General features: G+C 64.6%; 16 protein-coding genes. 14 read left to right on the top strand and 2 right to left on the bottom strand.

The window, feature by feature from the left end; genetic code table 11:
• Positions 1-45 precede the first annotated feature (45 nt).
• Positions 46-720, top strand: coding sequence for a polyamine aminopropyltransferase (locus ACVWYQ_RS36515; RefSeq protein WP_404542608.1), 675 nt, complete (start codon positions 46-48; stop codon positions 718-720).
• Between the two features lie 13 nt (positions 721-733).
• Here the strand turns inward: ACVWYQ_RS36515 and ACVWYQ_RS36520 are convergent, their stop codons facing one another.
• Both ACVWYQ_RS36520 and ACVWYQ_RS36525 read right to left on the bottom strand, forming a co-directional pair.
• Positions 734-1,195 (bottom strand): nuclear transport factor 2 family protein, encoded by a 462-nt coding sequence (locus ACVWYQ_RS36520; RefSeq protein ID WP_404542606.1) that lies wholly within the window; start codon positions 1,193-1,195, stop codon positions 734-736.
• A gap of 122 nt (positions 1,196-1,317) precedes the next feature.
• Complete coding sequence (locus tag ACVWYQ_RS36525) at positions 1,318-2,232, bottom strand: alpha/beta fold hydrolase (protein ID WP_404542604.1); 915 nt, start codon at positions 2,230-2,232, stop codon at positions 1,318-1,320.
• A gap of 162 nt (positions 2,233-2,394) precedes the next feature.
• On the opposite strand from ACVWYQ_RS36525, the gene ACVWYQ_RS36530 reads away from it, so the two are divergent.
• From ACVWYQ_RS36530 to paaI, 13 genes are all read left to right on the top strand, one after another.
• The gene (locus ACVWYQ_RS36530) at positions 2,395-2,775 is read left to right on the top strand and encodes a hypothetical protein (RefSeq protein WP_404542602.1); all 381 of its coding nucleotides are present in this window, start codon (positions 2,395-2,397) and stop codon (positions 2,773-2,775) included.
• Positions 2,772-3,854, top strand: a complete 1,083-nt coding sequence (locus ACVWYQ_RS36535; protein WP_404542599.1) for a PHA/PHB synthase family protein — start codon at positions 2,772-2,774, stop codon at positions 3,852-3,854. Before ACVWYQ_RS36530 ends, ACVWYQ_RS36535 begins: the two co-directional genes overlap by 4 nt.
• Positions 3,851-4,444, top strand: a complete 594-nt coding sequence (locus tag ACVWYQ_RS36540) for a GNAT family N-acetyltransferase (RefSeq protein WP_157281140.1) — start codon at positions 3,851-3,853, stop codon at positions 4,442-4,444. The genes ACVWYQ_RS36535 and ACVWYQ_RS36540 overlap by 4 nt, the downstream gene beginning before the upstream one ends.
• 250 nt (positions 4,445-4,694) lie before the next feature.
• Positions 4,695-5,150, top strand: a complete 456-nt coding sequence (locus tag ACVWYQ_RS36545) for a phasin (RefSeq protein ID WP_036004804.1) — start codon at positions 4,695-4,697, stop codon at positions 5,148-5,150.
• Between the two features lie 190 nt (positions 5,151-5,340).
• Positions 5,341-6,627 (top strand): DUF445 domain-containing protein, encoded by a 1,287-nt coding sequence (locus ACVWYQ_RS36550; protein ID WP_404542595.1) that lies wholly within the window; start codon positions 5,341-5,343, stop codon positions 6,625-6,627.
• Between the two features lie 202 nt (positions 6,628-6,829).
• Positions 6,830-7,600 (top strand): esterase/lipase family protein, encoded by a 771-nt coding sequence (locus tag ACVWYQ_RS36555; protein WP_456727065.1) that lies wholly within the window; start codon positions 6,830-6,832, stop codon positions 7,598-7,600.
• A gap of 241 nt (positions 7,601-7,841) precedes the next feature.
• Positions 7,842-8,708 carry a phenylacetic acid degradation operon negative regulatory protein PaaX gene (paaX, locus tag ACVWYQ_RS36560; RefSeq protein ID WP_275496637.1) on the top strand — a complete coding sequence of 289 codons (867 nt, stop codon included), beginning with the start codon at positions 7,842-7,844 and terminating at the stop codon, positions 8,706-8,708.
• 75 nt (positions 8,709-8,783) lie between these two features.
• Positions 8,784-9,776 carry a 1,2-phenylacetyl-CoA epoxidase subunit PaaA gene (gene paaA / locus ACVWYQ_RS36565; protein ID WP_404542589.1) on the top strand — a complete coding sequence of 331 codons (993 nt, stop codon included), beginning with the start codon at positions 8,784-8,786 and terminating at the stop codon, positions 9,774-9,776.
• 9 nt (positions 9,777-9,785) lie between these two features.
• Entirely contained in the window at positions 9,786-10,073 is a 288-nt protein-coding gene (gene paaB, locus ACVWYQ_RS36570) for a 1,2-phenylacetyl-CoA epoxidase subunit PaaB (protein WP_109144501.1), read from the top strand.
• Positions 10,073-10,849, top strand: coding sequence for a 1,2-phenylacetyl-CoA epoxidase subunit PaaC (gene paaC, locus ACVWYQ_RS36575; RefSeq protein ID WP_404542587.1), 777 nt, complete (start codon positions 10,073-10,075; stop codon positions 10,847-10,849). The genes paaB and paaC overlap by 1 nt, the downstream gene beginning before the upstream one ends.
• Positions 10,843-11,343 carry a 1,2-phenylacetyl-CoA epoxidase subunit PaaD gene (gene paaD / locus ACVWYQ_RS36580; RefSeq protein WP_275508981.1) on the top strand — a complete coding sequence of 167 codons (501 nt, stop codon included), beginning with the start codon at positions 10,843-10,845 and terminating at the stop codon, positions 11,341-11,343. The genes paaC and paaD overlap by 7 nt, the downstream gene beginning before the upstream one ends.
• A gap of 2 nt (positions 11,344-11,345) precedes the next feature.
• Positions 11,346-12,428 (top strand): 1,2-phenylacetyl-CoA epoxidase subunit PaaE, encoded by a 1,083-nt coding sequence (paaE, locus tag ACVWYQ_RS36585; protein WP_404542585.1) that lies wholly within the window; start codon positions 11,346-11,348, stop codon positions 12,426-12,428.
• 101 nt (positions 12,429-12,529) lie between these two features.
• Positions 12,530-12,979, top strand: coding sequence for a hydroxyphenylacetyl-CoA thioesterase PaaI (paaI, locus tag ACVWYQ_RS36590; RefSeq protein WP_271545359.1), 450 nt, complete (start codon positions 12,530-12,532; stop codon positions 12,977-12,979).

Consider the following 12,979-nt stretch of genomic DNA (forward strand, 5'->3'; position numbering starts at 1 on the left):
TTCGCTCCATCCGGGCTACGAGCCAAATCGTGCTAAACGTCGCCCATGATTCCCTGGGAAAAGATCGACACTGCCAAAATCCCCGGTTCCGACGAGGAGCTCCGCCTGATGCGGCGGGGCAAGGAGTTTTCCATCAAGCTCGGCACCAACGAGCTGATGAACAGCCGCCTGTCGGGGTCCGAGGCCGCCCTTGCCACGCTTGCGGCGAAGCAGATCGAGAAAGTCGCAAAGCCCGTCGTTCTCATCGGCGGTCTCGGCATGGGTTTTACGCTACGCGCGGCGCTGGCCGTGCTCGGACCCCAAGCGAAGATCGTGGTCTCCGAGTTGGTGCCGTCGGTGGTCGCCTGGGCACGAGGCCCGATGGCGGAGGTCTTCGGCGATAGTCTCGATGATGCCAGGGTGAGCATTCGCGAGATCGATGTCGGTGAAATCATCCGGGCGAAGCGTTCGGCCTTCGACGCCATCCTGCTCGACGTGGACAACGGGCCCGAAGGGCTGACTCGGAAGGGCAATGACGCGCTCTACGATGCGAGCGGGCTGCAGGTTGCGAAGACGGCGCTGCGGCCGGGAGGCGTGCTGGCCGTCTGGTCGTCTGGACCCAATCCGCCGTTCACAGGGCGTCTCAAGCGCGCAGGCTTCGACGTCAACGAAGTCAACGTTCGCGCCACCGGCAGGGGCGGCGGCGCCCGCCACGTGATCTGGATCGCGCGGAAAGGCTAGGCGCGCCTCGAGGCTAGAACATCGTGTTGCCGTTCGCCGGGTTTTCAGGAATCTCCTGAATGACGTCCCAATGCTCGACGATCTTGCCGTTCTCCAGCTTGAAGATGTCCACGATCGCGCGGCCCCTGGTGCCGGGCTCGCGAACGGAGTGGACGTGCAGGATGACGAAGTCGCCCTCCGCGAAGCTGCGCTTGATCTCACTGCGTGAGTTCGGAAACTTCTCGCGCAGGAAGCCGATGAACTTCCGGAAGCCGTCCGGGCCATCGGGAGCGGTTGGATTGTGCTGGACGTAACGGTTGCCGACATAGGCGAGGGCGGCGTCGGCGTCCTTCTGGTTGAGGCCCTTCTCATAGAAGGCCAGCACGGTTTGGCGGTTGGCTTCTTCCTGCGCGCTGGCGGCCATCGCGGCGCCGCCGGCGAGAGACAACATGAGAATGGAAGCGGCCATTGCCGCGGATCGGATGATGAAATGCATGTGAGCTCCGAGAGGCCACAGCCTCTGTTTGGCGTCTGAGACGGCCTGTATAGCCTTCATAGGAACTCCCGTTAAGACAGGCACCGGCAGCTCACATGGTCACCGAGAGGAGACCGGCCGGCCTAAGCCGCCTGCGCCGCCGCGCCATGCGCGTGCTTGTCGATCGCGTCGATGATTTCCGGCCAGAAGCGCATCGGCAGCGCGTGGCCCATGCTCTCGATCATCAGCAGCTTTGCGTTCGGGATCGACGCGGCCGTGTCCTTGCCGCCTTCGGGGCGGACCAACGGATCGACGGTGCCGTGGATCACGAGTGTCGGAACCTTCACGGCGTGCAGCCGTTCCTTGCGGCTGCCGGAGGCAAGCACGGCGCGGAGCTGGCGGCCGACGCCGGCCGGATTGAGCCCGCGTGCAAACACGCGCTCGGCGCGGCCAGGGTCGAGCGCTTCCTCTTCCGGGAAATGCCCGGCGCGCAGCACCTTCCAGGTCTGGCCGTAGCGGTCGATGAACTCCTCCTTGCTGCGCGGCGGCGGCGCCATCAGCACCGCGGCGGCCTCGCGGGTCGGGGGCGGCACGCGCGGATTGCCCGTCGTCGACATGATCGAGGTCAGCGAGCGCACGCGGTGCGGAAACGACAGCGTCACCTCCTGCGCGATCATGCCGCCCATGGACGCTCCGACGAGATGCGCCGACTTGATGCCGAGCGCATCCATCAGCCCGACCGTGTCCTTTGCCATGTCGATCAGCTTGTAGGTTGCGGCCACCGGGATCCGCAACAAGCGCAACTTCAGCAGCTCGAACGGCGTCAGCCGCTTGCCGCCGGTGAGATGGCTCGACTTGCCGATGTCGCGATTGTCGAAGCGGATCACGCGGAAGCCGCGTGCGGCGAGCTGCTCGCAGAACGCATCGTCCCAATGGATCATCTGCGCCCCGAGGCCCATGATCAGCAGCAGCGGCTCGGCATTGTCGTTGCCGAAGATCTCGTAGCAGATGTCGATGCCGTTGGCTCGGACGGTCTGGGGCGGTTGATGGGCGGTCACGGGTTCCTCCTGCTGACCGATGCTGTATCGCACGGTTTCTTTCCACGAAGAAGCCGCGTCTCCGACGTTGCGTCGGTTGCTTGCCGGTTGACCGGCACCGCGCAACGGTGTGGTATGGCCGGACAAGAAGGGTGCAAAGCCCTCCGCATTGGGAGGACGCCGATGACCGACAAGATCACCGATCCGGTCGCCTTGTGGCAGAAGATGGTTGGCGAAATGGAGAAGGGTTTCAACTCCTTCGCGACCAAGGCGATGGAGACGCCCGAATTCTCGCAGGCCATGAACCGCGCCGGCGGCGTTGCTGCAGGTGCTCAGAAGCAATTCGGCAATCTCATGGAGAGGTACCTGATCTCGATGAACCTGCCGAGCCGCGAGCAGATGACCGGCATCGCGGAACGGCTCCAGTCGATCGAAGGCCAGCTCGGCGAGATCAAGTCGATGCTGAGCCAGATGTCGGCCACTTCGGGCGCGCCGCAACCCGGCGCCGCGCCGCGGCCACCGCGAACCAAGCGTCCGCCGTCCGATGGCGGAGACCAAAAATGAACGCGCCGGCGGGACTTGATCTTGCCTCGATCCCGGAGCGCATCCAGTCCGAGGTGCAGCGCGCGATTCAGCGCAGCATCAAGGGCGTTGAATACTTCTCGAGCTCAGGCCCCTCGCTCGGCTCGACGCCAAAGGACGTGCTGCACTCGCGCGGGACCATGAGCCTCTATCACTACCGGCCGATGTCGGACGAGATCTACCGCGTGCCGGTGCTGATCGTGATGGCAACCACCAATCGCGGCTACATCCTCGATCTCGTGCCCGGCCAGAGCTTCATCGAGTTCCTGCTGAAACGCGGCTACGACGTCTACATGCTGGACTGGAGCGCGCCGAGGCCGGAGGAGAAGAGCCTGCGCATGGAGGACTATGTCCTCGACTTCATTCCGGACTGCGTCCGCCGCGTGCAAGCCGACTCCGGCGAGCAGGACGTCTCCGTCATCGGCTATTGCTTTGGCGGCGTGCTGTCGCTGCTCTACGGCTCGATCCACAAGGACGGGCCGATGAAGAACCTGATCTGCTTCACCACGCCGATCGACTTCCGGGAGATGAAGCTGTTCTCGAACTTCTCCGACCGCCGCTATTTCGACGTCGACCACCTCGTCGACAGCGTCGGCAACGTGCCGCCGGAGATGATCCTGTCCTCGTTCGAGATGCTGCGGCCGGCCTCGCGTACGGTGAGCCAGATCCAGCTCTGGGAGAACATCTGGAACGACGAATTCGTGAAGTCGTACCGCATGTTCGACCGCTGGGCGACCGACACGCTGCCGCTCGCCGGCGAATATTTCCGCACCATCACCAAGGACCTGATGTGGGACAACAAGCTGTTCGACAGCACCATGTCGGTCGGCGGCCGTGCGGCCAAGCTCGAGAACATCACGGTGCCGATCCTGCACGCGGTCGCCGAGCACGATCACATCGTGCCCTATGAGGCGGCCAAGCACCTGATCGCCAAGGTCGGCTCGACCGATAAGGAAGAGGTGATCCTGAAGGGCGGTCACGTCTCGCTCGTCGCCGGCGCCAACGCGGTGAAGCGGCTGTGGCCGAAACTGGATTCCTGGCTGGGAAAGAGATCGACATGAGCGAGCAGCGTTCCTATCCGCGCCACGTCACAACCGACGCCGGCGCTATCGAGATCCGCCTGATGTCGCCCGCCGACGAGGCCGCGGTGCTGGCTTTTGGCAAGGGCCTGCCGACCCATGACCTGTTGTTCCTGCCACGCAACATCAGCGAGCCGAAGGTGCTGTCGGCCTGGGTCAAGGAAATCGAGCGCGGAGCTATTCAGAGCCTGCTCGCGGTGAGAGAGGGCAGGGTCGTTGGTTGCGGCACGCTGGTGCGCGATCCCCATTCCTGGTCGCCTCATGTCGGTGAGATCCGGATGGTGGTTTCGCCCGAGGTCCGCGGCAAGGGCGTGGGCAAGGCGCTGTCGCAGGAGACCTTTGCGCTCGCGCTCGGAGCGGGCCTGGAAAAGCTCTCGGTCCAGATGACGGTGGATCAGCAGGCAGCGATCGCCCTCTTCGAGAGCCTCGGCTTCAAGGCTGAGGCCCTGCTGCGGGACCATGTCCGGGACGTCGACGGCAAGACCCACGACATCGTCGTGCTCGGCCATAACATCGCGCAGGTCCAGGCTCAGATGGAGGCCTACGGCCTGCCTGGCGCCGTCCAGCACTAGAAGGCGCCGTCCAACACTAAGGGAGCGCCACCCTGCAATCAAAAACTCGAAAAACAACCCCATGCACAGTAGGCGGGCTGGCTAGGAAGGCTGCCATCTGCCTTCAGATGAGGCTGATCACGATTTCGTGATATCGCAGTGCAATACGAATATTGCATCGCACAATTAACCGTGGCATATAAGCCGTGCCCCGGGCCATCGAGGACGGGGTGAGCCCATAGCTCAAACCATTGAGGATGGAGAGAACGCCATGACCACTGAAACCAATACCGCTTTCGAGGGCTTCAAGGACGCTTTCAAGAACATCCAGAACCTGGAAGTTCCCGAGGCCGCCCGCGAATTCGTCAAGAAGACTGCCAACACCGCCAAGGACCGTGCTGCCGAGGTGTTCGCTGGCTCCGAGCGAGTGACCGCCGCCGTCGAGAACGCGGTGACCGAGTCCATCACCGAGGCCGGCAAGATCAGCCGCAACATCCAGCAGGCGATCTACGAGGACGCCGAGGCGTTCTTCTCGGGCATCGACAAGCTCGCGTCCGCCAAGTCGGTCAGCGAAGCCGTCGAGATCCAGTCGAGCCTGCTCCGCTCCCGCGGCGAAGTGTTCGTCTCGCGCGCCAAGGCGACCGCCGACTATCTCGGCAAGCTCGCCGCCAACGGTGCGAAGTCCGCTCAGGACAATTTCGCCAAGGTCTACAGCAAGACCGCCTGATCTGGCGCCTGAGCACAAACTGAATTTGAGGCCCGCTTCGGCGGGCCTTTGTTTTGCGCCGCCGTCATTGCGAGGAGCTCGCGACAAAATTGCGTAGCAATTTTGCGCTGATGCGACGAACAAAGTCTTTCCTCTGAAAGATTCTGGATTGCTTCGCTTCGCTCGCAATGACGAGTACTGTGATGCCGTCATGGACTCGTCTGTCACCTTCTCCTTCGACGCCCCCGGCGATGCCGCACGCGCGGCCGAGCTGCGCCGCGTCAAGGCTCTGGCGACTTTGGTGCTGGCCGCGACGCTCGCACTGTTCGTCGTCGCGAAATGGCTTCTGCCCGTGCATCCCGTGTTCGGCTTCATTGCCGCCTTCGCCGAGGCCGCGACCATCGGCGGGCTCGCCGACTGGTATGCCGTGGTGGCGCTGTTCAAGCGGCCGCTCGGCCTGCCGATCCCGCACACCGCGATCATCCAGAGCAACCAGGCCCGCATCGCCGACAAGCTCGGCGAATTCATCCAGGTGCATTTCCTCGAGGCGGGTCCCGTCGAAGCCAAGCTGAAGGAGATCGATTTCGGCTCCTTCGTCGCCGACTGGCTGCGTGACCGCAAGCGCAGCGACGACCTCGCGCGCTTTACGCTGCGTCTGTTGCCGGAGGCCCTCTCCGCAACGGAGACCTCCGGCCTGATGAGCTTCATCGTCCGCCGCATGTCCTCGCAGCTCCAGGCGATCGACCTCGCACCGCTCGCGGCCGGCACGCTGCGCGGCTTCGTCGCGGAGGGACGGCACCAGATCCTGTTCGACGATCTGCTGCGCGTGATGCACGAGACCTTGAATCAGACAGAGACGATGGCGATGATCCGCGAGAAGGTGCGCGCGGAATTGCCGACCCTGCTCAAGCTCTATCGCGCTGACAAGTTTCTGGTGAACAAGATCGTGGCGTCCGCCACCGCCTTCTTCAACGAAGTGCGCAGCGATCCCAAGCATCCGTTCCGCGGCGAGTTCGACCGCATGGTGCTGAACTTCGTCGACAGGCTCGGCACCGATCAAGCGTATATCGACCGCATCGACGGCCTGAAACGCGATCTCCTGGCGCGGCCGGAGCTTGCCGATCTCGCCCGCACCGTCTGGGCCAACACGCGCTCCTTCATCGAGCGCAGCGCGAGCGGCGAGACGCAGGTGCTGCAACATCATCTCGCCGGGATGTTCGTTTCGGCCGGCGAGGCGCTCGCCGGCGATGCCGAGCTGCGCGGCGAGATCAACAAGGGTCTCGTGACCGTGCTGCGCAGCTTCGTCGCGGACCAGAAGAGCGGCGTCTCGACCTTCATCTCCGATCAGGTCAAGGCGTGGAATATGACGCAGCTGATTTCGCTGATCGAAATCAACATCGGCCGCGACCTGCAATACATCCGCTTCAACGGCTCATTGATCGGTGGGCTCGCCGGGCTCGCGCTCTACACCGTAGAATCCCTGCTTCGATGGTTGTGACTTTTGCGTCACGGCCGTTAGCATTAACGCGCGGACCTATTGTCGCCCCGCGTCTCTCCCGCTTGAATGTCGGGAACCGGCCGCCTAGCTGATTCATGTTGCGCTGCGGAACGATCAAGAAGCCGGTGCATTGGAATTCATGCCGACTTGCCGGTCTCGCTGCCGGCGGCCTTTCCAGGAATTCTTCCCAGGGGAAACATTGATGACCGCAACTGCCCAGACGCTGCGCCCGCCGTCCCGCACCTTGATGTTTCTGGAGGGGCGCGCGATCCACGAGTTCGGCGCATTCCTCGGCGCGCTGCCGCTGCTCAGCCTTGCGCCGCGCGGCGATGGGCATCCGGTGCTGGTGCTGCCGGGCCTTGTGGCTTCCGATGTCTCCACACGTGCGCTGCGCGCGTTTCTGACGAGCAAGGGCTATGCGGTGAGCGGCTGGCGCCAGGGGCGCAATTATGGCCTGCGCGAGGGCGTTCAGGACGCCATGGTTGATCTGGTCCATGAACTCAGTGACACGCACGGCCGCAAGATCAGCCTGGTCGGCTGGAGCCTTGGCGGCCTCTACGCGCGCCAGCTCGCCAAGATGATGCCGGAGCGCGTGCGCCAGGTGATCACGCTCGGCAGCCCCTTCGCCGGCGATCCGCGCTCGACCAATGCCTGGCGCGTCTATGAATGGGCGAGCGGGCGCAAGGCCGACGAGGTCGATCCGCGTTTTGGCGGCGAGCTCGCCGTGCCGCCGCCGGTGCCGACCACCGCCATCTTCAGCCGCAGCGACGGCGTCTGCGCCTGGCAGGGCTGCATGGAAAAGCCGAGCGCACAGACCGAGAGCATCGAGGTCGAAAGCAGCCATTGCGGCATGGGGCACCATCCCGCCGCGGTCTATGCCGTGGCCGATCGCCTCGCGCAGAAGGAAGGCCAATGGCGCCCGTTCGATCGCAGCGGCTGGCGCAGCCTGGCCTATCCCGATCCGCATCGGTGATGTCTTGCCTCTCCCCGCCTGCGGGGAGAGGCCGACACGCGCCGAGCGATGCGGAGCATCGTCCGAAGCGTGGCGGGTGAGGGGGACTCTCCGCGAGTCTGTCTGTCACTGATTTTGCGGATGCAGCCCCTCACCCCGACCCTCTCCCCGCAAGAACGGGGAGAGGGACGATCAAGAGCTCTCCGCGAAAGCGTAGCCCCCTCCATTGTCGCGCCTGCACCAAACGCGCTAAGCCTGCCGCATGGCGCATCCGCTTTCCCGCATCATCGACCAGCTCAAGCGCGAGCCCTCGCGCACCGGCTCCATCGTCATCACCGTGTTCGGCGATGCCATCGTGCCGCGTGGTGGCTCGGTGTGGCTCGGCACGCTTCTGGAATTCTTCGAAAGCCTCGACATCGACAGCGGCGTGGTGCGCACCGCAATGTCGCGGCTTGCCGCCGACGGCTGGCTGACGCGCGAGAAGGTCGGCCGCAACAGTTTCTATCGCCTGGCCGACAAGGGCCGCCAGACCTTCGAGGCCGCGACGCGCCACATCTACGATCCGCCGCCGTCCGACTGGACCGGACGCTTCGAACTGCTGCTGATCGGCAATGGCGAGGATCGCGACGCTTCGCGCGAAGCGCTCCGCAATGCCGGCTTCGGCAGCCCGCTGCCGGGCGTATGGGTCGCGCCATCGGGCGTTCCGGTGCCGGATGAGGCTGCGGGCGCGATCCGGCTCGAAGTCTCGGCGGAGGACGACAGCGGCCGCCGTCTGCTCAGCGCGAGCTGGCCGCTCGATCGGACCGCCGATGCCTATTTGAAATTCATGAAGACGTTCGAGCCGCTGCGCGCTGCGATCGCGCGCGGCACGGATCTGTCCGAGGCCGACGCCTTCACCGCGCGGATCCTCTTGATCCACCATTACCGCCGCGTCGTGCTGCGCGACCCGCTGCTGCCCGAGACCCTGCTGCCGCCGGATTGGCCGGGCAGGGCCGCCCGCGAACTCTGCGGCGAGATCTATCGCGCGCTGCTTGCTTCGTCCGAACAATGGCTCGACAGCCATGGAACCAATGAAAAAGGGCCGTTGCCGCCCGCGCGAAAGCTGCTGGAACGAAGGTTCGGCGGTTGACCATTATGTTACAGAAATATCTTGCATGATGTAAATCTTGTTATATATTCTCTCCCAATAAACGGGAGGATGCGCATGTACACCCAGGCGCTGAACACGGCCGAGACCGCTGATCGCGATCTCGAGGACGCAGGCAAAGCTGCGCAATTCCAGGCCCGCATCGATGCCGAGGAGCGCATCGAGCCGAACGACTGGATGCCGGCGGCCTATCGCAAGACCCTCACCCGCCAGATCTCCCAGCACGCGCATTCCGAAATCGTCGGCATGCTGCCCGAAGGCAACTGGATCACGCGCGCGCCGACTTTGCGCCGCAAGGCCGCGCTGCTCGCCAAGGTGCAGGATGAATGCGGTCACGGGCTCTATCTCTACGCCGCCGCCGAGACGCTCGGCTCCTCGCGCGAGGAGCTGGTCGACGCCATGCTCGCGGGGAAAGCAAAGTACTCTTCGATCTTCAACTATCCGACGCTGACCTGGGCCGACATCGGCACGATCGGCTGGCTGGTCGACGGCGCTGCGATCATGAACCAGATCCCGCTGTGCCGCTGCTCCTACGGGCCCTATGCGCGCGCGATGATCCGCGTCTGCAAGGAGGAGTCCTTCCACCAGCGCCAGGGTTACGAGATCATGGTGACGCTGTGCCGCGGCTCGGAGGAGCAGAAGGCGATGGCGCAGGACGCGCTGAACCGCTGGTGGTGGCCGGTGCTGATGATGTTCGGCCCGCCGGATGCGACGAGCCAGCACAGCGACACCTCGACGAAGTGGAAGATCAAGCGCTTCTCCAATGACGAGCTGCGCCAGAAGTTCGTAGATGCCACCGTGCCGCAGGCGCAATATCTCGGCCTCGCCATTCCCGATCCCGGCATGACGCAGGACGCCGACGGCCACTGGCGCTACAGCGAGATCGACTGGACCGAATTCAAGCAGGTGCTCGCCGGCAACGGCCCCTGTAATCGCGACCGCATGGCCGCGCGCCGCAACGCGCACGAGGAGGGCGCCTGGGTGCGCGAGGCGGCAGCTAGCTATGCCGCCAAGCGCGCCCAGCGTCAGACCGCCCAGGCTGCCGAATAGGAGACCGATATGGCCACGCCGAACACGCCGCTGTGGGAAGTCTTCATTCGCAGCCGCAACGGGCTCGCACACAAGCATGTCGGCTCGCTGCATGCGAGCGATGCGACCATGGCGCTGCAGGCCGCCCGCGACATCTACACCCGGCGCGGCGAGGGCCTGTCGATCTGGGTCGTGCCCTCGAGCGCGATCACCGCGAGCGATCCCGCCGAGAAGGGCATGATGTTCGAGCCGGCGGAATCCAAGATCTACCGGCACCCGACGTTCTACGAGGTGCCGGATGAAGTGGGGCACATGTGATGGTGGTCGCCAACATCCAGGTCTCCGAAACCCCGCTGGTGCTCTACGCGCTGCGCCGCGCCGACGATGCGCTGATCCTCGGTCACAGGCTGTCGGAATGGTGCGGGCACGCGCCGATGCTGGAAGAGGACATGGCGCTCTCCAACATCGCGCTCGACCTGATCGGCCAGGCGCGGGAGCTCTACACCTTTGCCGCCAAGGTCGAAGGCAGGGACAACGACGAGGACAAGCTCGCTTACCTGCGCGACGTGCGGCAGTACCGCAATCTTCTCCTAGTCGAGCAGCCCAACGGCGATTTTGCCCAGACCTTGGTGCGGCAATTCTTCTATTCCGCCTTCGCCGATCTCTATTGGCGTGCGATGATGAATTCGCGCGATGGGACGCTGGCTGCGATTGCTGCGAAATCGGAGAAGGAGAGCGCCTACCATCTGCGCCATGCCTCGGAATGGATCATCCGGCTCGGCGACGGCACTGAGGAGAGCCACACGCGCACGCAAGCAGCGATCGATCATCTCTGGGCCTTTACCGGCGAGATGTTTGCCGTCGACGACGGCGAACGCGCGCTGATCCATGCCGGCATTGCCGTCGATCCCGCAAGCTTGCGCGGGCGCTGGCTGGCGACGCTCTCGGAGGTCACGCGTGAAGCAACGCTCGCGCTGCCGCAGAACGAGTGGATGCAGCAGGGCGGCCGTGCCGGTCGCCACAGCGAGCATCTCGGCCACCTCCTGTCGGAGCTGCAATCGCTGCAGCGGACTTTTCCGGGGCTGACATGGTGACGGTGACCGATGACGCCGCGCTGCGCCAGCGCGCCTGGGACGCCGCCGCAAGCGTGGTCGATCCGGAAATTCCGGTGCTGAGCATCGCCGATCTCGGCGTGCTGCGCGATGTCGTTCTCGACGGCGATCATGTCGAGGTCGCGATCACACCGACCTATTCGGGTTGCCCGGCCATGAACATGATCGCGCTCGAAATCGAGGTCGCGCTGGAGCGCGCCGGTTTCCATAGTCCGAAGGTGCGGACCGTGCTGTCGCCGGCCTGGACCACAGACTGGATGACCGAGGACGGACGCAAGAAGCTGCGCGCCTACGGCATCGCGCCGCCGCAAGCCGCGAGCTCGCGCCGCGCGCTGTTCGGCGCGCAGACGGTGGCGTGCCCGCAATGCGGCTCGGACAAGACCGAGCTGTTGTCCGAATTCGGCTCGACCTCCTGCAAGGCGCTCTGGCGCTGCAAGGCCTGCCGCGAGCCCTTCGATTACTTCAAGTGCCATTGACCATGTCCGCAGCCGCACCGCGCTTCCACCGCCTCGCCGTCAGCGATCTCCGCCGCGAGGCGTCCGACGCTGTGTCTATGACCTTCGCCATTCCTGGCGAACTCGCCGGCGATTACGCCTTCACACCCGGCCAGTATCTGACGTTGCGCGCCACGCTCGACGGCGAAGAGGTCCGCCGCTCCTATTCGATCTGCTCCGGCCCCGACGACGGCGAGATCCGTATCGCGGTGAAGAAGGTCGATGGCGGGGCGTTTTCGAGCTGGGCCGCCGAAGATCTCAAATGCGGCGACGAGCTCGACGTGATGACGCCGACGGGCCGTTTCGGCGTCGTCCCCCCGGCAGAACGTGCGCGTGTTCATGTCGGCTTCGCCGCCGGCTCCGGCATCACGCCGATCCTGTCGATCGTCAAGGGCGTGCTCGCGCGCGAGCCGGGCAGCCGCTTCTTTCTGTTCTACGGCAACCGCACCACCGACAACATCATGTTCCTCGAAGCGCTCGAGGAGCTGAAGGACCGCTTCATCGATCGCCTTTCGATCTTTTACGTGCTCTCCGGCGAGGAGCAGGACATCCCGATCCTGCATGGCCGGCTCGACGGCGACAAGGTGAGGGTGCTGCTCCGCGCGCTGGTGCCGGCGTCAAGCGTCGATCACGTCTTCATCTGCGGTCCTCTTGGCATGAGCGAGGAGATCGAGGCGACCTGCCGCGATCTCGGCATCGCGGACGAGCGCATCCATGTCGAGCGCTTCGTCTCCGAGTTCGGCGGCAAGCCGCGGCCGAAGCGGGCGGTTGCGCCCGACGCGCCGCCGAAGGCGGTCGCCTCGCTGATCATCGACGGCAAGCGCCGCGACGTGCCGGTCGCCGAGGACGAGGCCATCCTCGATGCCGCCCTGCGCGCCGGTGTCGATCTGCCCTTTGCCTGCAAGGGCGGCATGTGCTCGACCTGCCGCGCAAAACTGGTCGAGGGCGAGGCGCCGATGGACATCAACTATTCGCTGGAACCGTGGGAGCTCGAGGCCGGCTTTGTTCTCACCTGCCAGGCCAAGCCGTCCACGGAGCGGGTCGTGGTCGACTATGATCATGTCTGATCGGGCGTTCCGCGGCTCCGCAATGCAAACGCGTCGCATTATTTGACAGTTTTGGCCAAGCAGCAGAACATCATGAGCAACCGTCTGGCCGGGAGAAGCGCGTGAACGTCAAAGCCGCCCTGTCGCCTGAGGATATTGCCCGTGCCTGCGCCGATGCGATGTGGGCCGAGGACGATGCCTCCAAAGGTCTCGGTATGGAGATCGTCGAGATCGGCCCGGGCTTTGCGACGCTCGCCATGACGGTGCGGCCTGATATGGTCAATGGCCAGCGCATCGCCCATGGCGGCTTTATCTTCACGCTGGCCGATTCCGCTTTTGCGTTCGCCTGCAACTCGCACAATGAGCGCGTCGTCGCGGCACAGGGCCAGATCACGTTCATCAAGCCGGGCAAGCTTGGCGATCGTCTCATTGCCAAGGCGCGGGAGATCACGCGCGGCGGCCGCTCCGGCATCTACGATGTGCGTGTCACGGCGGGCGAGGTCGTCATCGCGGAATTCCGCGGACATTCGCGGGTCATTCCCGGCAATTGGCTGCCGGCGCAAGATCAATAA

This window comes from Bradyrhizobium sp. USDA 3397, assembly GCF_054060965.1.